This is a genomic window from Amycolatopsis sp. 505 (assembly GCF_031625235.1).
Classification (GTDB): Bacteria; Actinomycetota; Actinomycetes; order Mycobacteriales; family Pseudonocardiaceae; genus Amycolatopsis.
The window spans coordinates 886,990-909,115 of record NZ_JACKQP010000003.1; the positions used below are offsets into that span (position 1 = coordinate 886,990).

Here is a 22,126-nt window from a genome sequence, read left to right on the forward strand (position 1 = left end):
GCTCAGTAGTAGTGCCGCAGCTGGGGCCACGCCTCGGACCACGGCCGCGTGAGCGTGCACAGCGAAAGGACGACACCGTCCTCGTCGTTGTCGACGCCGTCGGCGTTGTGGTGCTTGCCGACCGCGCGGCAGCCGGTGATCAGCCGGGCCGCGGGCGAGCCGGGCCGGACGCGGCCGACGAGCAGCACCGGGCCGACCAGCCGGTCCGGCGGCGGCCCCCAGTCCGCGTACGACATGTGCGGCGAATACGGCTGCGGCAGCCCGAGCTCGGGACCGTAGCGCTCGAGCGCCCCGGCTTCCCCGTAGTTGCCGGCCAGGATGACCGCGGTGTCGCGCTCGGCGTCCGGGATCCGCCGCCACGCCCCCGCGACACTGCCGGCGAAGTCCGGCCAGCCGACCTGCTCGCCCGGTTCCTTGTTCAGCGCCAGCAGCGGGCCGTTCAGCGCCGCCGCCGGCACCACCGGGAGTCCGATGAGGACGGACACGGCCACGCACACCGCGGCGGCCGCGCCGGTGAGCGCCCGCCGGACCGTGCCGCCCCGGCCCAGCCACCGCAGCACCGGCTCCGCGCCCAGCGCGACCAGCGGCAGCAGCAACGGCACCGAGTAGTACGGCTTGCCGCCGACGACCAGCAGTTCGACGCAGACGACCGGGTAGGCGACGGCCAGCGCGCGGGCCCAGCGCAGGCCGGGGTCGCGCCACGGCCGCACGAGCCCGGCGACCCACACCGGCACCAGCACCGGCGAGAGCAGGACCAGCTGCATCGGCACGAACAGGACGCGGTTCTCGGCGCCGTCGTCCTCGCTGATCCCGCCGGCCACGGTGAGCATCGGCCAGCCGTGCGAAGCCTGCCAGACCACCACCGGCGCGGCTAGGAGAGCGGCGATCCCGACGCCGGCCGCGAGCCACCGGGTCCGCAGCACCCGGCGCGGGCCGGCGACGGCCACGCCGACGCCGAGCCCGGACAGCAGGAGCAGCACGAGCCACTTGTTCGCCAGGCCGAGCCCGGCGGCGGCGCCGACGGCGAGCCACCAGCGGCCGTCGCCGGTGCGCAGCAGCCGCAGGCCGAAGAGCGCGATCAGCGACCACAGCAGCACGTCCGCGGAGTTGGTCGCCAGCATGTGCGACACGACCAGGACGTAGGACGACAACGCCGTCGCGATCGCGGTGAACAGCTGGACGCCGCGGCCGCCGCCGAATTCGCGGGCGATCAGCGCGACGACCACGACGGTCGCCATGCCGAGCAGGGTCGCGACCACGCGCAGGCCGCTCGGCGTCTCGCCGAACACCGCCGTCGACGCGCGCGCGAGCCACGGCGTGATCGGCGGGTTGTCGACGTACCCCCAGTCCGGCCGGCGTCCCGCGGCGACGAAGTACAGCTCGTCGCGGTGGAATCCGTAGCGGCCGGACAACGCCGTCAGCACGACGGCTTGCACGGCAACGACAATGCCGACCGGTAGCGCGGCGAACCGCGGCAACTCTCGACCATCCCCCATGGCCGGGCATCGTACGCGGCTGGTCACCCTTGCGGGAGCGCTCCGAGGAATTCGCCGCCCGCGTCGGCGACCAGTTCGGCCAGGGTCTGCGCGCGGCGCAGCGGCGTGAACTCGACGTCACCGCGCGGCGACACGGTGAAGCCGTACACCGCCGGGCGGGGCAGCGTGTTGTACGCGTAGTGCGCGCCGAAGTAGTACGCGCCGGTGTCGTGGGCGACGACGAGGTCGCCCGGCTCCAGCAGCGGCAGCGGCCGCTCGCGGGCGAGGAGGTCGCCGGCGAAACACAGGGGACCGGCGATGTCCTGCGGCACCTCGGGCCCGGTCTTCGGCGCGCCGGTGGCGTCGAACGCGCCGAGCCGCAGCGGCCAGTGCTCCGGCTGGAGCACCGTGCGCGCCGCCACCTGGCCGCCCGCGTGCGTCACGGCGATGTGCCGGCCCCCGGCGACCTTCGTGTATTCCACCGTGCTGGCCAGGAAACCGCTCTTCGCCAGCAGGGACCGGCCGAATTCGGTGACGAACGCGTAGCGCCCGTCGGCCAGGGCCGGAACCCGGGCCAGCAGCGTGGCGACGTAATCGGCGTACGTCGGGCCCGGCGCGTCGGACGTGAAGTCCACCGGCAGGCCGCCGCCGAGGTCGAGGCTGGTGACCTGCCGGTACCCGGCTTCGGCGTTGATCTCCTCGGCGAGCTCGTGGACCGCGGCGACCCCCTCGGTCATCAGTTCCGGCGGGCAGCCCTGCGAGCCGACGTGGACGTGCAGCCGCGTCAGCCACGGCCGGCTCGCGAACGCCTCCCGCAGGAGTGCGCGGTTTCCGTTGTCCCGCAACGGGATGCCGAACTTCGACGCCGCGGTGGCGGTGCTCGTGTCGCCGATCCGGCCGGCGCCGACCTGGGGGTTGATCCGCAGGCCCAGCACCGACCGCGGGCGCGTCGTGCCGACCAGCGCGTCCAGCCGGGCGAGTTCCTGGAAGTTGTCGGCGTTGACCGCCGTGCCCCCGGCGAGGGCGTGCGCGAGTTCGGCGGTGGTTTTGGCGGGGGAGTCGAGGACCAGCCGCGGACCGCGCAGGCCCGCGGCCTCCGCGACCGCCGTCTCGCCGGGGCTCGCGACCTCGGCGTCGATCCCGAGGTCGCCGAGGTACCGCAGGAGAGGCGCGAGGCCGCACGCCTTGGCGGCGACGGTGTGCTGGACCGCCCCGAGCGGCGCGAACGCCTTGGTGAGGTCTTCGACGGCTTCCCGGACGGCGGTGAGGTCGACGAACCCGGCCATCGGAGCGACGAGCCGCCGCCCGGCCGCGAGGGCCAGCAGCTTGCGGTCGGGGCGGGTCAGGGGCGCGCTCGTCGTGGTCATGGGATCCAGGACAGCAGCGGGCGGCGCGTCCGGTCCAAGACTTCGTCCCGATGGAATGATAGGAACGCCCTATAATCACTGCGTGGACCTGCGCCGATGGCACTATTTCGCCGTGCTCGCCGAGGAGATGCACTTCACGAAAGCCGCCGCCCGGCTGTTCGTGTCGCAGCCGTCGCTGAGCCAGCAGATCCGCGCCTTCGAGGCGGACCTCGGGGTGGCGCTGCTGGACCGCACGGGCCCGCGGTTCGCGTTGACCGAGGCCGGCCGGGTGGCCGCTGCGGAGGCCCGCGACCTGCTCGACCGGCTGGACCGGGCCCGGAGCGTGATCACCGCGGCCGGCCGGGGCGACACCGGACGGCTGCGGATCGCCTACACGCGGTCCGCGCCCGGCCCGCGGGCGGGCGACCTGGTGGCGGCCTACCGCGAGCGGCACCCGGACGTCGAACTCGCCCTCGAGACGGGCTGGACCAGCCTGAACCTGGCCCGGTTGGCGGCCGGCGAGATCGACGTCGGGTTCGTGCGGCCGCCGGCCACCGCCGCCGGGATCGAGGTCGCGGTGGTGGGCTCGGAAGAGGTGCTGCTCGCGCTCCCGTCGGACCACGCGCTGGCCCGCCGCCGCGGGCGGGTGCGGCGGGCCGCGATCGCCGCCGAGCCGGTGGTGTTCTGGCCGCGGGAAAACGGCCCCGGCCAGTACGACGCGATCAGCGGCCAGGTCTGGCCGGGCGGGCTGCCGCCGATCGTCCGCGAGGAGCCGGAGGACGAGCAGCTGATGCGCGCGGTGGCGGAGGGAGCGGGCCTCGCGGCGGTCCCGGAGCACCGGGCGCGGGCGTTGCGCCGCCGCGGCGTGGTGCTGCGGCGGCTGGAGGACCCGCCCCCGAGGATCGACCTGGGCGTGGCCTGGCCGGCCGGCTCGGTCTCCCCGGTGGTGCGGGCCTTCGTGGAGCTGGCCGCCGGGCAGCGTTGAGCGCTCGGGCCGGCTTCTCCGATCGTGCGGACTTTTCTCGGCCCTGGGTCTAGTCCAGGCCCAGCGCCGAGCGCACCGCCGTGACCACGACCGGGTGGCCGAGCGGCAGCGGCGGGGGCACCCGGTCGTCCGGGTTCTCGCTGCTCGACGCCACCACCCGCACCTCCGTGCCCGCCTCGCGCAGCTTGGTGACCACGTCGTCGTGCTCGGCGAGCCAGGCGTCGTTGGCCTGGGTGGCGTCGTCGGAGGCGAGGAAGGCGTCCGAGGCCGGGTCGACCAGCAGCAGGTGCTGGGCCGCGCCCGGGTGGCGCTCGACGAGCTGGAGCGCCTCCGCCGCGAACGGGCCGCTCGCCACGACCGCGATGGCGGGGTCGCCCGGGCCGGCGTCGCCGAGGAGGTCGTCGGCTTCGGTCAGGGCACCGCCCGCCGGCACGCGGCACCAGAAGACGGCTCGCTGGTCCGCCAGCGGCCGCCAGGTCGCCGGCAGCTCGTCGTGCTTCCCGGCACCCGCCGGGTCCAGCACGATCACCTTGGGGCCCGACGGGTCCCCGGCCGTCACCACGGACGGGCCTTCGGAACGGACGGGTTCGGGTTCGGCGGGCATGCGGTTCCCTTTCACACGAGACGATCAGCGACGGGGGAGTTCGGGGCTGTCCGTGTCGAGCGGCACGGCCCCGGACCGGACGAGTCCCAATTGGACGGTCTGGCGGCCGGTCAGCGCCTCCAGGACCCAGTCGGCGGCCGTGCGCACGCGGTTGCCCGGCATCGACATCAGGTGGTAGCCGCGCGTCACGGCCTTCGCCGGCCGCCCGGACAGCGGGATGTGCAGCGGGTTCGCCGCGGCCGCGCCGGCGCCGAGGTCGACGACGAAGCCGAGGTCGTGGTGCCGGTAGCTGCCGCGGCGGCCGTAGCCGAGCGACGCCGCCACGTTGCGCCCGGCCAGCCTGCCCTGCCGCTCGGCGTGCTGGGCGGTCATCGCGGTGTACTGGCCGGGACGGGTCAGGTCGGGCACCGCGGCCGCGTCACCGCAGGCGAAGACGTCGTCGCGGCCCGGCACGTTCAGCTGCTCGGTGACCACGAGCCTGCCCTTGGCGGTCTCCAGCCCGAGGTCGGCCACCAGCGGGTCCGGCCGCACGCCGACGCACCACACGAGGGTGCGGGCCGGCACGGCGTCGCCGTTGGTCAGCGTGACACCCTTGGCGTCGGCGTGGTCGACCGACGTCTTCATCAGCACCTCGACCCCGCGGGCGCGCAGCACCTCGTCGGCGGTCCGGCCGAGCCGCTTGTCCAGCTCCGGCAGCACCCGCTCGGCGACGTCCAGCAGCAGCCAGCGGATCTTCTGCCCGGCGAGCTCGGGGTGGCGCGCGGCCAGCGCCGCGGTGAACGCGGGACCCTGCGCGGCGACCTCGGTGCCGGTGTAGCCGGCGCCGACCACCACGAACGTGCAGCGGGCGTCGCGCTCGGCGGGGTCTTCGGCCGCGGCGGCCAGTTCGATCTGCCGGGTGATGTGGTCACGCAGGTACAGCGCTTCCGGGACGCCGCGGAAACCGTGCGCGTATTCCGGCACGCCCGGGATCGGCAACAGCTTGTTGACGCTACCCGCGGCGAGCACCAGCCGGTCGTACCCGATCCGGTGTTCGTTGTCCTCGGGATCGGTGTAGGTGACGTGGCGGGCGTCGAAGTCGACACCGGTGGCCACGCCGAGCACGAGCCGGACCCCGCGCAGCGTTTCGGGGATGGAAACCGCCACCCGCCGCGGGTCCAGGATCCCGGCCGCCACTTCGGGCAGTAACGGCAGGTAGAGGAAGTAATCCGTCGGGTTCAGTACGACCACTTCGACGTCTTCGCCGGCTTCTTTCCGCAGGCTCTTCGCCGCGTGGTATCCGGCGAAACCGCCGCCGACGATCACGACACGCATGGATCTCCTTCCGGGACGCCGATTTCGGTCCCGAACGGATTACCCGAGGTCGGAGCCGGGAAACCCGCGGGGTTGACCTCACCGCTCAGGGGCGTACGGTCAACGGTGTTGGCTGTTGTTCAGACACGTGCTCCGGTCAGCGCCCCTGCACCGCTGAAAAAGGGAGCGCCATGTACGACTGTTTTCGCACGATCTACGAACCGTCCGGCCTCACCGTCACCACGACCGAACGACCGGGCGGGATCACCGTCCTGACCCTGGTCGGTGACATCGACGCCGCCACCGTCGGCACCCTCGACGAAGCCCTCGCCACCGGCGGGCGGCTGATCGTCGACCTGACCCGGGTCGCCTTCCTCAGCTGCGCCGGTGTCCGGTCGCTGCTGGAGGCGGACGCCCGCACCGAACTCGCCGTCGTGCTCGGCGGCCACGCGGTCACCCGTTCGCTCGAAGCCACCGGGGCCGACCTGGTGCTGACGATCCACCCCGGGGTCGGGGCCGCGCTCGTCGGCCTGACCCCCGAGCCCGGCCGGGAGGCGTGACCGCCGCGCGGACCCGCCTCCCGCCGTCCACTGTGTACAGTCAGTCGTCGCCGGGCCAGTCGCCGGTCGCCTTGCGGTAACCGACGGCGCCGGCGCGCTCGGTGGCGGCCTTGACGGCTCCGAAGATCGCGCCCTGGACCGCCGCCGCGATGACCACCTGCCGCCAGGTGTAGTCGCGGTCGGTGGCGTCCGGGGCGTCCTCTTCGCCGGCCACCTGCTTCCAGACCTGCTTGAAGACCTGGCCGGCGAGGATGCCGCCCAGGGCACCCACCACCCAGCTCAGCGGCTTGTAGAGCGCTTTGTTCACGAGTTCCTCCGGCGCAGGATCAGGCGGATCAGGATCAGCAGGCCCAGCACGCCGGCGAAGACCGGCAGCGGGTTGGCGCGGACGGCGTCGGCGCCCTGGCGGAACTTGACCGCGGTCGCCTCGTTCGTCACGTCGGCGACCTTGGCGGTCGCCTGGTCGAGCTTCTCGTCGACGTTCTCCTTGACCCTGGTCTTGACGTCGAGCTTCTGCCCGAGCGCCTCCAGGGTCTCGGTGAGCTCCTCCCGGGTGGCATCCCGGTCGAGCCGCGCCTCCTCGGCGTTCTTCGGGAAGTCCCCGCTCATGTCCGCACTCCCTGCTTCACGGTGTCCACGTCTTCGCGGACGCCGCTGATCGCTTCCTCGGGCACCGGTGGCACCCCCTGCGTCACTTCCTTCTTGCCGACCAGCGCCGCGATCCCGGCGACGACGAACAGCGCGACCGCGACGAGCACGGCCGCCAGCCAGCCGGGCACGACCAGCGCGAGCGCCAGCACGGCCGCCGCGACCAGCGTGCCGGCCCCGAGGAACGCGAACAGGCCCGCCGCGCCGAACAACCCGGCGCCCAGGCCCATCTTCTTGCCCTTGCGCTGCAGTTCGAAGACCGCGAGCCGCATCTCGTCCCGGACGAGCCGCTTGACCTCGTCGGTCAGGTCCGTCACCAGTTCGCCGACCGAGCGGTCGGAAGCCGGCTTCTTGTTCACCTCTTCGATCACCGAACACCTCCTTGCCTGGCCGCCGTGTACCCGGCTCCGCCCCGCGTCAACCACGCCGGGTTTGAGGCCCCGTGCACCGGGTAGCCGATTTGCACCGACCAACGACCAGGAGGAGTGCATGAGCACGATCACCGAAATCGTGGACGTGGAAGTCCCCGTTTCGACCGCGTACAACCAGTGGACGCAGTTCGAGGAATTCCCGCAGTTCATGGAGGGCGTCGAAGAAATCCGCCAGGTGGACGCCACGCACACCCACTGGGTGACGCGGTTCGGTGGCGTGACGCGCGAATTCGACGCGACGATCACCGAACAGCACCCCGACGAGCGGGTCGCCTGGACGTCGGACTCCGGCCCGGACCACGCCGGCGTCATCACCTTCCACCGGCTCGACGACTCCCACACGCGGGTGACCGCGCAGATGGACATCGACCCGGAGGGCTTCGCCGAGAACGTCGCCGACAAGCTCGGCGTGCTCGACCGCCGGGTGAAGGGCGATATGAAGCGGTTCAAGGAGTTCATCGAGCAGCGCGGCCGGGAGACCGGCGCCTGGCGCGGTGACGTGGACCGCCCGGGACAGTAGCCCGAGCGTCACCCGATCGGGGTGAGTTGACGCGGCGGTGCGGGGATCACCCGCCCCGCCGCGTTTCACGTCCGGGGACCGCCGGGTAGGCCGTACGCATGACGACCACCACTGCCGGCGTTCCGGCCACGGAACTGAACAACGGCGTGCGGATCCCGCAGTTCGGGTTCGGCGTTTTCCAGATCCCGCCCGAGGAAACGGCCCGGGCCGTGCGGACGGCCCTGGAAGCCGGGTACCGCCACTTCGACACGGCTCAGATGTACCGCAACGAGGCCGGGGTCGCCGCCGGGATCGCGGACTCCGGTGTGGCCCGCGAAGACGTGTTCGTCACGACGAAACTGGCGAACGACGCGCACGGGCACGACAACGCGATCACCGCGCTGGAAGGCAGCCTGCGCCGGCTGGGCTTCGAGTACGTCGACCTCTACCTGATCCACTGGCCGTTGCCGGCCAAGGACAACTACGTCCGGACGTGGCAGGGCTTCGAAGAAATCCTGCGGGCCGGCAAGGCCCGCGCCATCGGCGTGTCGAACTTCCAGCCCGCCCACCTCGACCGCCTCGCCGAGGAGACGTCCCTGGTGCCCGCGGTCAACCAGATCGAGCTGCACCCGGCGCTGCAGCAGGCGCAGCTGCGCGAGTACCACCGGGCGCACGGCATCGCCACGGAGGCGTGGAGCCCCTTGGCGCAGGCGGGGATCCTCGACGACCCGGTGCTCACCGGCCTGGCGGAGAAGCACGACCGGACGCCCGCGCAGGTCGTGCTGCGCTGGCACGTCCAGCTCGGCAACATCGTCTTCCCGAAGTCGGCGTCACCGGAACGGATGCGCCAGAACATCGACGTGTTCGGCTTCGAGCTCGACGACGAGGACATGGCGGAGATCGGCAGGCTCGACGAAGGCCGTCGCACCGGGCCGGATCCGGACACCTTCGCCGGGTGACGATGTTCACCCTGTGACGGGGGCGTTTCCCTGCGCGACCTGCCGGGTATTCCTCCGGCAAGGTCCCCCAGGAAGGAGCGTCCGGCATGACCACGAACGCGTACCTGTCGTTCCTCGCGATCGGCGTTGCGCTGGTCCTGATAGACGGGCAGATCATCTACCGCAGCGGCCGCCGGTACCTGGAGAACTCCTACGGCGACCCGGCGGCGGGCGCTTCGATGACGCGCCTGGTCACGGTGTTGTTCCACCTCGCCACGCTGGGCGTGCTGGCGCTCATTTCGACGATCGACCTGGGCGGCAGCGACCTGCCCGGCGTGGTCGGGCGCATCGGCGTGCTGCTGCTGATCCTCGCCCTGGCCCACGCGATCACCCTCGGCGTCCTGGCCCGCATCCGCGGTGAGCAGGAGGTGGAGGCGGTCGTCCAGCGCGGCCCCCGGCCGCGGGTGGAGGCGGAGCAGCAGGGCCCGACGGTCACCCCGGTGCCGGGCCAGGACGGCCGGTACCCGGCCGCCAGCCCCTCGCTGGAGAACCGGGCCCCGTACACGGCCCCATAAGGAACCGGCAGCCGGGAGTGCCACTTCCCCGCGGAAGTGGCACTCCCGCGTGTCAGGCCTCGGAAGCCGGCAGGTCGATGTCGGTGTGCCGCGAGGCGAGGGTTTTCGCCAGGTCGGCCAGCTTGACGTTCAGGTCCTGCGACGCGCGGCGCAGCACGTCGAAGGCCTCGTCCGCGGTGATGCCGCGCCGCTGCATCAGGATGCCCTTGGCCTGGCCGATCACGTCCCGGCTGTCGACCGCCCGGCGCAGGTGCGCCGACTCCAGCTCGGCCGAGGCCACGGCCTGGGTGTGGGTCAGCGCCAGCGACGCGTGCGTCGCCAGCAGCAGCGCGGTGTCGATCGCCCGCGCGTCGAACGCGCCCGGGGTGCGCGAGTAGATGTTCAGCGCGCCGGAAAGCCGCGGCGGCCGGGCGTCCGGGAGCAGCGCGGTGGCCAGCACCGAGTGGAAGCCGTGGCGGGCGGCGGCCGGGCCGAACGCCGGCCAGCGCGGGTCCCGGCCCAGGTCCTGCGACCAGCCGGCGGCCGGGCCGTCCGGGCGGGCCGATTCCACGCAGGGGCCTTCCCGGTGGTCGTACTGCACCTGGTCGAGCCGTTCGGCGATCGGGTCGGTCTCGACCGGGGTGTGGTAGCGGCCGTCGGCGTCGCGCAGGGTGACGCTGACCAGGTCGGCGCCCGGGACGAGCGCGGCCGCGGCCCCGACGACGAGCTTGAGCACCCCGCCGGCGGTCGGCGTCACGTCGAGCAGGGTCCGCGTGAGGTCGGCGAACTGCCGGGCCAGCGGCCCGGGCCGGGGTTCACCGTCCTGCCCGAACCAGGCCCGGTCCCGGGCCCACTCCTCTTCGCCGACGCTCATGGGTCCTCACTGTCTTCCTGCTCGGGGTCGCGACTGCCCATTCAACCCGATGCCGGGGTCCGGAGGGCGGCACGGGCCCGGTCGACGAACCCCGGGCCCGGCCACAGCTGGTCGGCCTGGGGCACCCGGTCGGCGAGGCCGGGGTGCGGCAGCGTCGCCGCGGCTTCGCGGGTTTCGAGGACCTGTCTGCCCAGTTCGGCCTGCTGCTCGGGGGAGCAGGTGCGCCGGATCTCGCGCACGGCCGCGGGCCCTTCCTCGCGGACGTGCCGCCGGACGGCCCGGATCAGCCCGCCCAGCAGGCGCTCGAAGCGGGTTTCCTGCGGTCCGGTGCCTTCGAGCTGCCGCATCAGGCCGTCCGCTTCGGCGAGGTCGCCGTCGCCGTCGAGGTAGGGCTCTTCGGCGACGGAGTGCCGGACCAGTTCCGCGATCAGGTGATCGGCGAGGTCCTTGCGGTTCTCCGGGCTGCCCTGGCCGAGCTCGAGCTCGGTGCAGAGCCGGTCGAGCTCGCGGTGGTCGCCGGCGAGGACGGTCGTCAGGTCGGTTGCGGGCTGGTTGCCGTTCATGCACTCTCCTGGTCCGGGCTCGGGTACTGCAGAACCGGATACCCGCTGCCCCGGCGCCGAATCCCGTGTCGGCCCCGCGCCGCTCGGGTACCCATCCGGTGAACCCGGCCCCAGGGAGGACGAACCATGGCAGCGCCGTCGTCGGTGACCGAGCGCGAACGCAAGTACGAGATCGTCGCGGGCAGCGGCGTGCCCCGCCTGATCGGCGTCGGCGGCGTCGAAACCCAGGACGACCCGGTGGAACACGTGCTCGACGCGTCCTATTACGACACCTCGACGTTCCGGCTGGCCCGGGCCGGCATCACCCTGCGGCGACGGGTGGGCGGCCCGGACGCCGGCTGGCACCTGAAGCTGCCGGTGTCGGCCGACGAGCGCCAGGAACTGCAGCTGCCGCTGGGCGGCGACCCGCACAAGGTGCCCGGCCGGCTTCGGCGGCTGGTGCGGGCGTACACGCTGGGGGAGAAGCTGGTGCCGATCGCGCACCTGCGGACCGATCGGTTTTCCCACCGCCTGGCCGGCGCCGACGGGCAGACGATCGCCGTCCTCACCGACGACCACGTGACCGGCGAAGCGGGCGGCGCGACCGCGCGGCTCGACGAGTGGCGTGAACTCGAGCTCGAACTGGACCCGTCGGCGGCGCCGGAGTTGCTCGAGGAGTTCGATCGGGCGTTGACCGAAGCGGGAGCTTCGGCGTCGCCGTGGTCGTCGAAACTGCGCCGGCTCGTCGGCGACCGGGTTCCGACTGCGCAGCGGGTGGGGAAGAAACCGTCCGCGGGAGAGGTGGTGCTCGCTTCCCTGCGGGAGCACTACGGGCGATTGCGCCGGGCGGACGTCGGCGTTCGGCTGGATGCCGATGACGCGGTGCACCAGATGCGGGTGGCGATCCGGAAGCTGCGGAGCACGCTGCGGACGTTCGATTCGGTGGTCGAGTCCTCGGGGGTTGTCGGCGAACTGCAGTGGCTGGGGCGTCAGTTGTCACCGTTCCGGGACACCGAGGTGGCGGAGGAGCGGCTCCGGGAGCAGCTGGACGAGGTGCCGTCGGAGCTCGTGTTCGGGCCGCTGCGGCAGTTCCTCACCCGGCAGTTCGCCCGGGAGGCGGAGGAAGCGCGGACGCGTGCGCTGGAGGCGTTGACCGGGAAGCGGTATTTGGCGTTGCTGCGGTCGTTGGACGCGCTGCTGGAGGACCCGCCGCTGACCGCGGCGGCGCGCAAGCCGGCGAAGACCGGGCTGCGGAAGCCGTTGCGGAAGGCCGCTCGGAAGCTGCGCCGCGCCGAGGCCGCGGCTCATGGGGAAGACATCGAGGTGGCCCTGCACGAAGTGCGGAAGAAGGCGAAGCGGGCTCGGTATGCCGCGGACACCGTGAAGCCGGTTTACGGGAAGAAGCTGCGGGCTTGGCGGAAGAACGTGAAGGCTGTTCAGGAGACGCTGGGGGAGCACCAGGACACGGTGGTCGGGCGCGAGGTTCTGCGGCACCTGGCGATCGCCGGGCAGGGGGAAGGGCAGAACACGTTCGCTTTCGGGGTGTTGTACGCCAGGGAGGAGGGGCGGGCCCGGGAGTTGCGGTCGGGTTTCCGGAGGGAGTGGCGGCGGCTTCGGAAGGGGGATCGGCCGGGGTGGCTCGGGTGAGGCTGGCTGTTCGGCTGCCGGGATGAGTCCGGGGGTGAAGCTCTGGTGGGTGGGGGCTGCCGGGGTGAGTTCGGGCGGTGAAGCTCTGGCGGGTGGGCTGCCGGGATGAGCCCGGGCGGTGAAGCGCTGCCGTTTTGGGCGCTGCCGTTTTGGGCGCTGCCGTTTTGGGCGCTGCCGGGCTGTTGCTCGTGGGGTGATCCTGCCTGGGTGATTCCCCGCCGGCCCGAACGCTCGATTGTTCAACGGCCGACAGACCGCGTCAAGGCGGGAAAGCGTGCCTTGACCCGGTCTGTCGGCCGCTGATTCGGCTGCGTATCGGGTCGGCAGGGGGGTGTGGCCGGAACGGTGCCTTTGTCTTGCTGCCGGGCTTGGGGCGCCGGCTTTGGAGGGGGCCGCGGGCTGCGAGACTGCGGGGCCGTGGTCGCGGGGCCGTGGGCTCGGGCGGCGGGGCCGTGGGGCCGTGGGCTCGGGCCGTAGGGCCGTAGGGCCGTGGGGCTGCAGAGCCGCAGAGCCGCAGAGCCGCGGGGCCGTGGGGCCGCGAGCCGTGGGGCCGTGGGCCGTGGGCAGCGAGCCGCGGGCAGCGGGCCGTGGGCAGCGGGCCGCGAGCCGTGGGCAGCGGGCCGTGGGACTGGGGCTGTGGGGCGGCGGGGCCGTGGGCTCGAGCCGCGGGGCCTCGAGCTGCGGGGTGCCGCGCAGCGGCCTGCGAACCCGGGCTGAAGGCGCGGGCGCCCTTACCAAGCCGACAGCGCGGCCGCCTCCGGCAACCGGCCGTTCCCCTCAACCCTCGCCGGTGAGCTTTCCGCGGAGCTGCTCCAGCGTCTGCGACAGCAGGCGGGATACGTGCATCTGGGAAATGCCCACCCGGTCCGCGATCTGCGTCTGGGTCAAGCCGCCGAAGAACCTCATCACCAGGATGGCTCGCTCGCGCTTGGGAAGCTCCTGCAGCAACGGCTGGAGGGCCTCGTGGTTCTCCACCATCGCCATCTCGTGGTCCGGCTCGCCCATCGTGTCCGCCAGGGACAACGCCTCCGCGTCGTCGTGGACCGGCTTGTCGACCGAGAGTGCCTGGTACGCGTTGCCCGCCAGCAGGCCCTCGCGGACCTCGTCGACGTCCAGGTTCAAGTGCTCCGCCAGCTCCGTCGGCGTGGGGGCGCGGCCCAGGCGCTGGGACAGCACCGCCGATCCCTGGCTCAACGACAGGTGCAGCTCCTTCAGTCTGCGGGGGACCCGGACCGACCAGCCCGTGTCGCGGAAGTGCCTGCGGACCTCGCCCATGATCGTCGGCACCGCGAACGACAGGAAGTCGTGGCCGCGGGACGGGTCGAAGCGGTCGACCGCGTTGATCAAGCCGATCCGGGCCACCTGGACCAGGTCCTCGCGGGGCTCGCCGCGGCCCGAGAACCGCGTGGCGATGTGCTCGGCCAGGGGCAGCAGCTCGGTCACCAGCTTGCTGCGGACCACCTCCCGGCGGGGGTCACTGGGGTCGAGGCCACCCAGTTCCTCGAACAGCGGTTCGCAGTGGGCATATTCGTCCGGGCGGTGGAGGAGGGTTTTGCGCTCGCTGCTCACGCGCTCGTTCCCGGGTTGAGCACCAGCTCGATCGTCACGATGCCCGCACCCCCACCAGGCAGCGCGTCGCAGTGCGCGGTCACCGACCGGCTCAGCGTCGTCAGGACGTGCCAGCCGAACGTGCGGTCGCTCGGCGGCCGCGGGTCGGTCGAGCGGGTCGAAACGATGACGTGCAGGCCGTCGGGGGCCAGGCGGAAGCGGCACTGCAGCTGCGAGCCGAGCTCCGCCAGCTGGACGAGCTGCGCGCACGCCTCGTCGACCGCCATCTTGGCGTCGGCGATGGCGTCGAGCCCGAAGTCCGCGCGCGACACCACGCCGTGCGTGAGCATCCTGACCAGCGGGATCTGCTCCGCCATCGCGGGGAGCCGCAGCTCGACGAGTTCGTCGAGCAGCTCGTCGACGGTCGGCTTGCCGCCGAACGAGCTGTCGCTTCGAGTTTCTTCCATGCGGGAGGTACTACCCATCCGGTGTAATGCTGACACTTCGTGATCAGGCGTTTCGGGAATGGTCACCGGCCCAGCGCCCGTTCGAGTTCCTTCTTGGTCATCTTCGAGCGGCCGTTGATGTTCTTCTTTTTAGCTTCGTTGTACAGCTGGTCCTTCGTCGGGCCACCGGGGCCCTTGCGGTTGCCGGACCGTTCGCCGCCGCGCTGCTGGGGCGATTTGTCCTTCAGTGACGTCTTGCTGGCCTGCCGGGACTCACCCGATTGCGCACGGTTCTTGTTCACCGTCCGTGCCGCGATCTCCTTGGCCCGTTTCGTGCTCGCGCCGCGGTCCTCGGCCGAGTCCTTGATGTGCTCGTACTGGCGTTCGCGCTTGCCGCTCCACGACTGAGGCATGCCGGCTCCCTTCGTCTCGCGGGGTGAGTACCCGCTTGATCGCGGGGCAAACGTCACGGTCGCGGTGGTTACTGCCTGCTCCTCACGGGTACGCGAAGGGCCGATGGAGAGGAGGGGCCGATGCGGATCGGCTACACCCTGATGACCGAACAGGCCGGCCCGGGCGACCTGGTCCGGTTCGCCGCCGGTGCGGAACGGGCCGGCTTCGACTTCGAGGTCATGAGCGACCACTACTCGCCCTGGCTGGACGAACAGGGCCATGCGCCCTACGCCTGGGCCGTGCTGGGCGCCGTCACCCAGGTGACCGAGCGCGCCGAGCTGATGACCTACGTGACCTGCCCGACCATGCGCTACCACCCGGCGGTGGTGGCCCAGAAGGCGGCGACCGTGCAGGCGCTCTCGGGCGGCCGCTTCACCCTCGGCCTCGGGGCGGGGGAGAACCTCAACGAACACGTCATCGGCCGGGGCTGGCCGCCGGCCAACGTCCGGCACGAAATGCTCGCCGAGGCCGTGCAGATCATCGGCGGCCTGTTCGACGGCGGCTACTTCGACTACGAGGGCAAGCACTTCCGCGTCGACTCGGCGAAGCTGTGGGACCTGCCGGAGAAGCGGACGCCGATCGGCGTCGCCGTCTCCGGTTCGCAGTCGATCCGGCGGTTCGCCCCGGTCGCCGACGCGATGATCGCGGTCGAGCCGAAGGTAGAGCTGTCCCAGGAGTGGGACGCGACGAAGCTGGGCGGTGCGCCGAGCCGCAAGATCGGGCAGGTGCCCGTGTCCTGGGGCACCGACCGCGACGCCGCCGTCAAGCGCGCGCACGAGCAGTTCCGCTGGTTCGCCGGTGGCTGGAAGGTCAACGCCGAGCTGCCGGGACCGGCCGGGTTCGCCGGGGCGACCCAGTTCGTCCGCGAAGATGACGTCGCCGGCTCGATCCCGTGCGGCCCCGACGTCGAGCCGATCGCCGAAGCGGTGCAGGAGTTCGAGAAGGCGGGCTTCACCGACGTCGCGCTCGTCCAGATCGGCGGTGACCAGCAGGACGGCTTCCTCGACTTCGCCGAGAAGGAGCTGCTCCCGGCCCTGCGCGGCTAAGCCGGTGCCGGGGCGGGCCGCCGTTCGGCGAGCGTGAGACGGTGGTCCGCCCCGGTCACCCGCAACGCCCGCCGGACCACCGGGTTCGTCCCGGTGACCACGAGCAGCTCGGTGCCGCCCTGCCCGGCCTGCAGCCCCGCGTGCAGCAGCACCCGGATCCCCGCCACACCGAGGAAGTCCACTTCGGACAGGTCGACCACCAGCCGTTCCGGCGTCGCCCACAGGCGGTCGGACAGCAGTGAGGCGAGGTCGCCGGAGGTCACGCTGTCGAGGTCGCCGCGCGCGGTCACCAGAACGGCGTGCGGAGCGGGCCACGCCGTGCGCAGCCGCAAGCTGGAGCGGGATTTCATGCCGGTTCGCCACCGTCCTGATGCGGCGCGGCCGCAGCGCCGCGCTCGGGGAGTTCGAGCGGCTGCTGGTTGAACCGTGCACCCGAGACTAACCCTGCGCCGACCGCCCGCAACCGTCGTTGCTCCGAACGGGCGTGCGGCGCGCCGCGGTGGTGACCGCTCGTGCCCGGACTGACCGGGATGCAGTAATCTCGCGCTGGACCCGTTAAAGCGCTAGCGGCCCACTAGTGGCGCGCGCCCGGGTCCCCCCCTGGTTGAGAGCGCCCTGTCGAAAGAAGGAGGGGCGTCACCAGGATGACGGGCGGCCATGAGCAGCTCACCGCGCGGCTGGACGAAGTCACGCTCGCGATGGAGTCGCTGACCGCGATGCTGGACAGCGAGCTCGACCTCGGCCAGATGCTGCAGGCGGTGTGCGACCACGTCGTGCAGGTGGTTCCGGGGGCGGACATGGCCAGCATCACGCTGGTGCGCGAAGGCGTGCCGGAAACGGTGGCCAGCACCGACCAGCGGGCGGTCAACTTCGACCGCGAGCAGTACCGCATCGGCGACGGCCCGTGCCTGCGCGCGGCCGAGACGGGCCAGCCGGTCCGCGTCGGCGTCGGCGCGGTCGGGGACCTGTGGCCGCAGTTCGTGACCTCGGCCGAGCAGCTGGGCGTGGCGAGTTTCCTCGCGGCCCCGCTGACGGTGGACGAGGACATGTCGGGCGCGGTGAACCTCTTCGGCTTCGGCGAGCACGGCTTCAGCGAGCTCGGCACCAAGATCCTCGAGCTGTACACGGCGACGGTGGTGTTCGGCCTGCGCAGCGCCCGGCGGTACTTCGCGGCGCGGGAGCTGGTCGACCAGCTGAACCGGGCGCTGGAGACCCGCGCGGTGATCGACCAGGCCAAGGGGATCCTGATGGCGGCCCACCGGATCACGGCGGAGGAAGCGTTCCAGCGGCTGGTGAAGCGCTCGCAGGACGGCAACCGCAAGCTCCACGAGGTGGCGGCGGAGTTCGTGGCGGCGGTGGCCACGACGACGGCTTGAGCCGGTCGCGGCAGGGCGGTCAGCCGGCCGGGACCTCGTCCGGGGGTGCGTCGGACTCGATCGGGGCCGGTGGGGGTTCCGGGCGGTGCTTGCCGCGCTGGCACGTCGTGCAGACCAGGGTGCGGCCCAGCACCGTGCCGTCGTCGGCCACCACCTGGGCCACGTGCATCGTCGGAAACCCGCACACCTCGCACGGCAGCGAGCCGTCGTCGCGGCTGATGCGGAGCTGGGTGCCCATCCGGCCTCCTGGTGTGACGTGGGTCTCACCACCTTGCCCGTGTCCGGGCCGGGACCTGGCTGAATTCACTCGTTCGGCCTAGTCGGCCCGGATCTTGGGTGACGGCCGTGTCGCCCGTCGTGATCCTGGGTAACCCGCCCGCGAACGGGAACGGGATTGCCGGAGGGGAGCGGAACATGCGAGACAAGCGGAACGACCTGCGGCCGGTGTCGGACCTCCTGGTCGACGGCGACTCACCGGAACTGGAGCGCACGCGCCACAAGGCCGCGCTGGCCGTGGCGGCGCGGGCCAAGGACCCGGAGGACTGCGCGCGGCTGCTGGACATGCTCGGGCTGCACCGGAGCGGTCAGCGCAGCACCGACGTCGCCTGAGGCGGGGGAGGACGACATGGCCCGGCCGGTCTGGAGCGGCGCGCTGAGCCTGGGACTGGTCACCGTGCCGGTGGAGCTGTACCCGGCGGTGGCCGACCACACGATCCACTTCCACCAGTTCGAACGCGGCACGTCGGACCGGATCCGCAACCGCCGGGTCAACGAGCGGACCGGCGAAGAGGTCACCCAGGGCGAGATCGTCAAGGGCTACGACCTCGGCGGCGGCGACCACGTGCTCGTCGAATCGGACGAGCTGGACGAGATCGCCCCCGAGCGGTCGCGCCGGATCGACATCGAGCAGTTCGTCGAGCTCGACGAGATCGACCCGTGGTTCTTCGACAAGACCTACTGGCTCAAGCCGGCGAAGGAGGACTTCGCCAAGGCGTACGGCCTGCTGCTGCAGGCGATGGACCGCAGCGAGAAGGCCGGCGTCGCGAAGTTCGTGCTGCGCGGCAAGGAATACCTCGCCGCCGTCCGGGCCGGGGAAGACGTCATGGTGCTCAACACGCTGCACTTCGTCGCCGACCTGCGGAAGCCGAAGGACGTCATGGGCAAGCTGCCGCAGCTGCCGAAGCCGCGGCCCAAGGAGCTCGACATGGCCCTCGCGCTGGTCGACGAGATGACCGCGCCGTGGAAGCCGGAGGACTACCGCGACGAGTACTCCAAGCGCGTCGAAGAGCTGATCAAGGCGAAGGAAGCCGGCAAGGAGATCGCCCACGAAGAGGAGCCCGAGCCCTCGGCCGACGTCGTCGACCTGTTCGAGGCCCTGTCGCGCAGCGTGAAGAACCGCAAGAGCGGCGGCAAGGAACCGAAGAAGAAGGCCGCGAAGAAGCCCCCGCTGTCGGAGCTGTCGAAGTCCGATTTGGACAAGCTGGCCCGAGAGCAGGGCGTGAAGGGCCGCTCGAAGATGACGCGTGCCCAGCTCGAGAAGGCTCTGAAGGCGTCGTGACCGGCCCTGGCTGGCGCGAGCCGACCCTGGCCACGCTCACCGACCGGCGGTTCTCCGACGAGGACTGGATCTTCGAACGCAAGCTGGACGGCGTCCGCGCGATCTGCGTGCGCGACGACGGCCCGCCGACGCTCTATTCGCGCAACCACAAGGTGATGGACAACGCCTACCCGGAGCTCGTCGAGGCCCTCGCCGCCCAGGGCGGCCCGCGGTTCGTCGCCGACGGCGAGATCGTCGCCTTCGACGGCGCCGACACCAGCTTCGCCGCGCTGCAGCCCCGGATCCACATCAGCGACCCCGCGCGGGCCCGGGCCACCGGCGTGCGCGTCTTCTACTACCTGTTCGACCTGCTCTACTTCGACGACCAGGACACGACCGGCCTGCCGCTGCGGCAGCGGAAGGCGCTGCTGCGGGACGCCTTCGACTTCGCCGACCCGCTCCGGCTGTCGTCCCACCGCAACACCGAAGGCGAGAAGTTCTTCGCCGAGGCCTGCCGACGCGGCTGGGAAGGGGTCATCGCCAAACGGGCCGACGCGCCCTACCACCACGGGCGGTCACCCGACTGGCTGAAGTTCAAGTGCGCGCAGGGGCAGGAACTCGTCATCGGCGGCTTCACCGACCCACAGGGCGCCCGGCACGGCTTCGGCGCGCTCCTGCTGGGCTACCACGAAGACGGTGCGCTCCGGTACGCAGGCAAGGTCGGCACCGGCTTCGACGAGCAGCTGCTGACGTCGCTGCACGCGCAGCTGCGGGCGCGGGAGACGGCGCGGTCGCCGTTCGCCGGGCCGGTCAAGGAGCCGGGCGCGCACTGGGTACGTCCCGAGCTGGTCGCGCAGATCGGCTTCTCCGAGTGGACGCGGGACGGGCGGCTGCGGCACCCGCGGTTCGCCGGGCTGCGCGAGGACAAGAAGGCCGCGGACGTCGTACGGGAGCGCGCGTGAAGACTTCTCACCCGGACAAGGTGTTCTACCCCGAGGACGGCCTGACCAAGGGTGACGTCGTCGAGTACTACCGCGCCGTCGCCGACGTCATGCTGCCGCACCTGCGCGGCCGCCCCCTGACCCTGCGGCGCTACCCCGACGGCATCGGGAAGCAGGGCTGGTTCCAGAAGCACCCGGGGGAGCACTTCCCGGATTCGATCCGCGTCGAGCGCGTTCCCCGCAGCGGCGGCGGCACCGACGAGTACGTCGTGTGCGAGGACGCCGGAACCCTGGAGTACCTGGCGAACCAGGGAACCGTGGAGTTCCACGTCTGGTTGTCCACTGTGGACGCCCCGGACCGCCCGGACCGGCTGGTGCTCGACCTCGACCCGCCGGACGGCACGCCGGTCGCCGAGCTGCGCGCGGTCGCGCGGCGCATCCGCGACCACTACGAGCGGGCCGGCCTGACGGCGTTCGTCCAGGCCACCGGCGGCCGCGGGTTCCACGTCCTCGCGCCGCTGGACGCGAAGTCGGACACCGAGACCGTGCTGGCGCTGTCGCGCGCCCTCGCCGACCGCGTCGCCGGCGACGACCCCGATCGGCTGACCACCGCCCAGCGCAAGGAAAAGCGCGGCGACCGGATCTTCCTGGACGCCAACCGCAACGGGTACGCGCAGACGTTCGTGGCCCCGTACTCGCTGCGCGCCCGCCCCGGGGCGGCGGCCGCGACCCCGCTGGACTGGCGCGAGCTGGGGAAGGCGGACCCGGACGGCTGGGCGCTGGGCAAGGAGAAGCAGCGGCTGGCCCGCAAGGAGGATCCCTGGCGGAACCTCGACGAGCACGCCGGCTCGGCCGAGGAGGCTTTGAAGAAGCTCACCCGATGAGCTTGCCCGCGGCTTTCAGGTCGGCGACGAAAGCCGCGTAGGCCTCATCCCGGTCGGGGGCCCGCAGCACCGCCGAGGGGTGGACCGTCGCCATCGCCGACGGCATCAGCTCGGCCAGCTCCGGCGGCGGTTCCAGGGGCTCGCCCCGGTGGGCGGTCAACCGGAACTTCGGTCCCAGCAGCGCCTGCGCGGCCGTCGCGCCCAGCAGCAGCACCAGGTCCGGGTGCACCGCACGCAGTTCCGACAGCAGCCACGGGCGGCACGCGACCACCTCGGTGCGGCCCGGCTTCTGGTGGATGCGGCGCTTCCCCTCGCGCTTGAACTTGAAGTGCTTGACCGCGTTGGTGACGTACAGGGCACCACGGTCGAAGCCGGCTTCCTCGAAGGCGCGGTCCAGCAGCTTCCCGGCGGGGCCCACGAAGGGCTCGCCGGCGAGGTCCTCCTTGTCGCCCGGCTGCTCGCCGACGACGAGCACCTTCGCCCCGGCCGAGCCCTCGCCGAAGACCGTCTGCGTGGCGTCCTGGTACAGGTGGCACCCCTGGCAGCCGGACGCCGCCGACCGCAACCGGGCGAGGTCGGTGGTGTCCGGCGGCTCGGCACCGCGGGAATCCGGCATGTGCGGCGAAATTCCCCGTCCGGGCCGCGGGTAAACCTGCCCGGCCCGGGTAGCCGCAGGACAACCGCACTGGAGAAAGGAGTTCACGATGACCACCGCACGCGACATCATGACGTCGGACGCGACCTGCGCCCGTGAGTCGGACACCGTGCACGACGCCGCGGTCACCATGGCGCAGAAGGGTGTCGGCGCCCTGCCGATCTGCGGTGAGGACAACCGCCTGAAGGGCATGATCACCGACCGCGACATCGTGGTGAAGGTCCTGGCCGAGGGCAAGGACCCGCGGGCGCTGCACGTCGGCGAGCTCGCCCAGGGCGAGGTCGTGACGATCGGCGCGGACGACGACGCCCAGGAGATCCTGCGCACGATGTCCGAGCACCGCGTCCGCCGGCTTCCGGTGATCGACGGGCACGACCTGGTCGGCATCGTCGCCCAGGCCGACGTGGCCCGGGCGCTGTCCAACCCGACCGCCGGCGAGCTGGTCGAGGCCCTGTCCTACGACTGACCCGGCGTCTCGACGCAGTACGGCCGCCCCCGGCGCGAGTTTCCGGGGGCGGCCGTACCGCGGTGTGCGTCAGGGGGTGACGGCACCGTCCTCAGTGGACTCATGGGCCGCCTCGGCGCGGGCGATGTGCCAGGCCACCAGCGCGCCCGCGCCCACCGTGCCCCAGAGCACCAGCACGGCGTCCCGCGCGAACAGCCCGACGAGCAGCATCACCACCGCCGTGATGTCGCAGAGCACCAGCAGCAGGGGCCACCGCCGGGGCGAACGCAGCTTGCGGCCGCTGAAGGCGGCGGCGAACGCGGGATCGCTCGCTTGGAGCTCCGCTTCGATCTCGCGCAGGGCGTGGCGTTCACGATCCGGGAGCATGGGGGCCTCCTC

At 72.2% G+C, this 22,126-nt stretch carries 29 protein-coding genes; 13 read left to right on the forward strand and 16 right to left on the reverse strand.

Annotated features, from left to right (window positions below; translation table 11 throughout):
• Window positions 1-2: 2 nt before the first annotated feature.
• Together H5965_RS15705 and H5965_RS15710 are read right to left on the reverse strand one after the other, a co-directional pair.
• Window positions 3-1,496 (reverse strand): glycosyltransferase family 39 protein, encoded by a 1,494-nt coding sequence (locus H5965_RS15705; RefSeq protein WP_310970525.1) that lies wholly within the window; start codon window positions 1,494-1,496, stop codon window positions 3-5.
• 23 nt (window positions 1,497-1,519) lie between these two features.
• Entirely contained in the window at window positions 1,520-2,842 is a 1,323-nt protein-coding gene (locus H5965_RS15710; RefSeq protein ID WP_310970527.1) for a diaminopimelate decarboxylase, read from the reverse strand.
• Between the two features lie 82 nt (window positions 2,843-2,924).
• Here H5965_RS15710 and H5965_RS15715 point away from each other — a divergent pair, with 82 nt between their 5' ends.
• Complete coding sequence (locus tag H5965_RS15715) at window positions 2,925-3,806, forward strand: LysR family transcriptional regulator (protein ID WP_310970528.1); 882 nt, start codon at window positions 2,925-2,927, stop codon at window positions 3,804-3,806.
• A 49-nt stretch (window positions 3,807-3,855) separates the two neighbouring features.
• Here H5965_RS15715 and H5965_RS15720 read toward each other — a convergent pair whose 3' ends face one another.
• Entirely contained in the window at window positions 3,856-4,410 is a 555-nt protein-coding gene (locus tag H5965_RS15720) for a hypothetical protein (RefSeq protein ID WP_310970530.1), read from the reverse strand.
• A 24-nt stretch (window positions 4,411-4,434) separates the two neighbouring features.
• On the reverse strand, window positions 4,435-5,724 hold the full coding sequence (locus H5965_RS15725) for an NAD(P)/FAD-dependent oxidoreductase (RefSeq protein ID WP_310970531.1): 1,290 nt from the start codon (window positions 5,722-5,724) through the stop codon (window positions 4,435-4,437).
• A 170-nt stretch (window positions 5,725-5,894) separates the two neighbouring features.
• On the opposite strand from H5965_RS15725, the gene H5965_RS15730 reads away from it, so the two are divergent.
• Window positions 5,895-6,263: an STAS domain-containing protein gene (locus H5965_RS15730; RefSeq protein WP_310970532.1), complete on the forward strand. Its 369-nt coding sequence runs from the start codon at window positions 5,895-5,897 to the stop codon at window positions 6,261-6,263.
• Window positions 6,264-6,303: 40 nt separating this feature from the next.
• Here H5965_RS15730 and H5965_RS15735 read toward each other — a convergent pair whose 3' ends face one another.
• Genes H5965_RS15735 through H5965_RS15745 form a run of 3 tightly spaced genes read right to left on the reverse strand, consistent with a single transcriptional unit; the run spans window position 6,304 to window position 7,282 of the window.
• Window positions 6,304-6,570 carry a DUF4235 domain-containing protein gene (locus H5965_RS15735; protein ID WP_310970533.1) on the reverse strand — a complete coding sequence of 89 codons (267 nt, stop codon included), beginning with the start codon at window positions 6,568-6,570 and terminating at the stop codon, window positions 6,304-6,306.
• A complete protein-coding gene (locus H5965_RS15740; RefSeq protein ID WP_310970534.1) occupies window positions 6,567-6,872 on the reverse strand; it encodes a DUF3618 domain-containing protein in 306 nt (101 codons plus the stop codon). The genes H5965_RS15735 and H5965_RS15740 overlap by 4 nt, the downstream gene beginning before the upstream one ends.
• Window positions 6,869-7,282, reverse strand: coding sequence for a phage holin family protein (locus H5965_RS15745; protein ID WP_310970535.1), 414 nt, complete (start codon window positions 7,280-7,282; stop codon window positions 6,869-6,871). Before H5965_RS15745 ends, H5965_RS15740 begins: the two co-directional genes overlap by 4 nt.
• Before the next feature lie 118 nt (window positions 7,283-7,400).
• Between H5965_RS15745 and H5965_RS15750 the strand changes: the two genes are divergently transcribed.
• From H5965_RS15750 to H5965_RS15760, 3 genes are all read left to right on the forward strand, one after another.
• On the forward strand, window positions 7,401-7,862 hold the full coding sequence (locus tag H5965_RS15750; protein ID WP_310970537.1) for an SRPBCC family protein: 462 nt from the start codon (window positions 7,401-7,403) through the stop codon (window positions 7,860-7,862).
• Between the two features lie 98 nt (window positions 7,863-7,960).
• Window positions 7,961-8,800 (forward strand): aldo/keto reductase, encoded by an 840-nt coding sequence (locus H5965_RS15755; protein WP_310970539.1) that lies wholly within the window; start codon window positions 7,961-7,963, stop codon window positions 8,798-8,800.
• A gap of 86 nt (window positions 8,801-8,886) precedes the next feature.
• Window positions 8,887-9,354, forward strand: a complete 468-nt coding sequence (locus H5965_RS15760; RefSeq protein WP_310970540.1) for a hypothetical protein — start codon at window positions 8,887-8,889, stop codon at window positions 9,352-9,354.
• A gap of 52 nt (window positions 9,355-9,406) precedes the next feature.
• Here the strand turns inward: H5965_RS15760 and H5965_RS15765 are convergent, their stop codons facing one another.
• Window positions 9,407-10,207 carry a GAF and ANTAR domain-containing protein gene (locus H5965_RS15765; RefSeq protein ID WP_310970542.1) on the reverse strand — a complete coding sequence of 267 codons (801 nt, stop codon included), beginning with the start codon at window positions 10,205-10,207 and terminating at the stop codon, window positions 9,407-9,409.
• A 41-nt stretch (window positions 10,208-10,248) separates the two neighbouring features.
• The gene (locus H5965_RS15770) at window positions 10,249-10,770 is read right to left on the reverse strand and encodes a hemerythrin domain-containing protein (protein ID WP_310970543.1); all 522 of its coding nucleotides are present in this window, start codon (window positions 10,768-10,770) and stop codon (window positions 10,249-10,251) included.
• 126 nt (window positions 10,771-10,896) lie between these two features.
• Here H5965_RS15770 and H5965_RS15775 point away from each other — a divergent pair, with 126 nt between their 5' ends.
• Window positions 10,897-12,396, forward strand: a complete 1,500-nt coding sequence (locus H5965_RS15775; protein WP_310970544.1) for a CYTH and CHAD domain-containing protein — start codon at window positions 10,897-10,899, stop codon at window positions 12,394-12,396.
• A 777-nt stretch (window positions 12,397-13,173) separates the two neighbouring features.
• Here H5965_RS15775 and H5965_RS15780 read toward each other — a convergent pair.
• From H5965_RS15780 to H5965_RS15790, 3 genes are all read right to left on the reverse strand, one after another.
• A complete protein-coding gene (locus tag H5965_RS15780) occupies window positions 13,174-13,965 on the reverse strand; it encodes a SigB/SigF/SigG family RNA polymerase sigma factor (RefSeq protein ID WP_310970545.1) in 792 nt (263 codons plus the stop codon).
• The gene (locus tag H5965_RS15785; RefSeq protein ID WP_310970546.1) at window positions 13,962-14,411 is read right to left on the reverse strand and encodes an ATP-binding protein; all 450 of its coding nucleotides are present in this window, start codon (window positions 14,409-14,411) and stop codon (window positions 13,962-13,964) included. The genes H5965_RS15780 and H5965_RS15785 overlap by 4 nt, the downstream gene beginning before the upstream one ends.
• A gap of 62 nt (window positions 14,412-14,473) precedes the next feature.
• A complete protein-coding gene (locus H5965_RS15790) occupies window positions 14,474-14,803 on the reverse strand; it encodes a plasmid stabilization protein (protein WP_310970547.1) in 330 nt (109 codons plus the stop codon).
• Between the two features lie 120 nt (window positions 14,804-14,923).
• Here H5965_RS15790 and H5965_RS15795 point away from each other — a divergent pair, with 120 nt between their 5' ends.
• Window positions 14,924-15,889: a TIGR03557 family F420-dependent LLM class oxidoreductase gene (locus tag H5965_RS15795; protein WP_310970548.1), complete on the forward strand. Its 966-nt coding sequence runs from the start codon at window positions 14,924-14,926 to the stop codon at window positions 15,887-15,889.
• Here H5965_RS15795 and H5965_RS15800 read toward each other — a convergent pair.
• Window positions 15,886-16,239: an STAS domain-containing protein gene (locus H5965_RS15800; protein ID WP_310970550.1), complete on the reverse strand. Its 354-nt coding sequence runs from the start codon at window positions 16,237-16,239 to the stop codon at window positions 15,886-15,888. The two genes, H5965_RS15795 and H5965_RS15800, sit on opposite strands and share 4 nt — an antisense overlap.
• Window positions 16,240-16,533: 294 nt before the next feature.
• On the opposite strand from H5965_RS15800, the gene H5965_RS15805 reads away from it, so the two are divergent.
• Window positions 16,534-17,265, forward strand: a complete 732-nt coding sequence (locus H5965_RS15805; RefSeq protein ID WP_310970552.1) for a GAF and ANTAR domain-containing protein — start codon at window positions 16,534-16,536, stop codon at window positions 17,263-17,265.
• Window positions 17,266-17,284: 19 nt separating this feature from the next.
• Here the strand turns inward: H5965_RS15805 and H5965_RS15810 are convergent, their stop codons facing one another.
• Entirely contained in the window at window positions 17,285-17,503 is a 219-nt protein-coding gene (locus H5965_RS15810; RefSeq protein WP_310970554.1) for a hypothetical protein, read from the reverse strand.
• Between the two features lie 176 nt (window positions 17,504-17,679).
• On the opposite strand from H5965_RS15810, the gene H5965_RS15815 reads away from it, so the two are divergent.
• Genes H5965_RS15815 through ligD (H5965_RS15830) form a run of 4 tightly spaced genes read left to right on the forward strand, consistent with a single transcriptional unit; the run spans window position 17,680 to window position 20,627 of the window.
• A complete protein-coding gene (locus H5965_RS15815) occupies window positions 17,680-17,874 on the forward strand; it encodes a hypothetical protein (protein ID WP_310970556.1) in 195 nt (64 codons plus the stop codon).
• A 16-nt stretch (window positions 17,875-17,890) separates the two neighbouring features.
• Entirely contained in the window at window positions 17,891-18,823 is a 933-nt protein-coding gene (locus H5965_RS15820) for a Ku protein (RefSeq protein WP_310970558.1), read from the forward strand.
• Window positions 18,820-19,764: a non-homologous end-joining DNA ligase gene (ligD, locus tag H5965_RS15825; protein ID WP_310970560.1), complete on the forward strand. Its 945-nt coding sequence runs from the start codon at window positions 18,820-18,822 to the stop codon at window positions 19,762-19,764. The genes H5965_RS15820 and ligD (H5965_RS15825) overlap by 4 nt, the downstream gene beginning before the upstream one ends.
• Complete coding sequence (ligD, locus tag H5965_RS15830) at window positions 19,761-20,627, forward strand: non-homologous end-joining DNA ligase (RefSeq protein ID WP_310970561.1); 867 nt, start codon at window positions 19,761-19,763, stop codon at window positions 20,625-20,627. Before ligD (H5965_RS15825) ends, ligD (H5965_RS15830) begins: the two co-directional genes overlap by 4 nt.
• Here ligD (H5965_RS15830) and H5965_RS15835 read toward each other — a convergent pair.
• Window positions 20,617-21,243, reverse strand: coding sequence for a UdgX family uracil-DNA binding protein (locus H5965_RS15835; RefSeq protein ID WP_310970563.1), 627 nt, complete (start codon window positions 21,241-21,243; stop codon window positions 20,617-20,619). The two genes, ligD (H5965_RS15830) and H5965_RS15835, sit on opposite strands and share 11 nt — an antisense overlap.
• Window positions 21,244-21,331: 88 nt before the next feature.
• Here H5965_RS15835 and H5965_RS15840 point away from each other — a divergent pair, with 88 nt between their 5' ends.
• A complete protein-coding gene (locus H5965_RS15840) occupies window positions 21,332-21,748 on the forward strand; it encodes a CBS domain-containing protein (RefSeq protein ID WP_310970564.1) in 417 nt (138 codons plus the stop codon).
• A gap of 69 nt (window positions 21,749-21,817) precedes the next feature.
• On the opposite strand, the gene H5965_RS15845 is transcribed toward H5965_RS15840, so the two are convergent.
• Complete coding sequence (locus tag H5965_RS15845) at window positions 21,818-22,114, reverse strand: DUF3040 domain-containing protein (protein WP_310970565.1); 297 nt, start codon at window positions 22,112-22,114, stop codon at window positions 21,818-21,820.
• Window positions 22,115-22,126 lie beyond the last annotated feature (12 nt).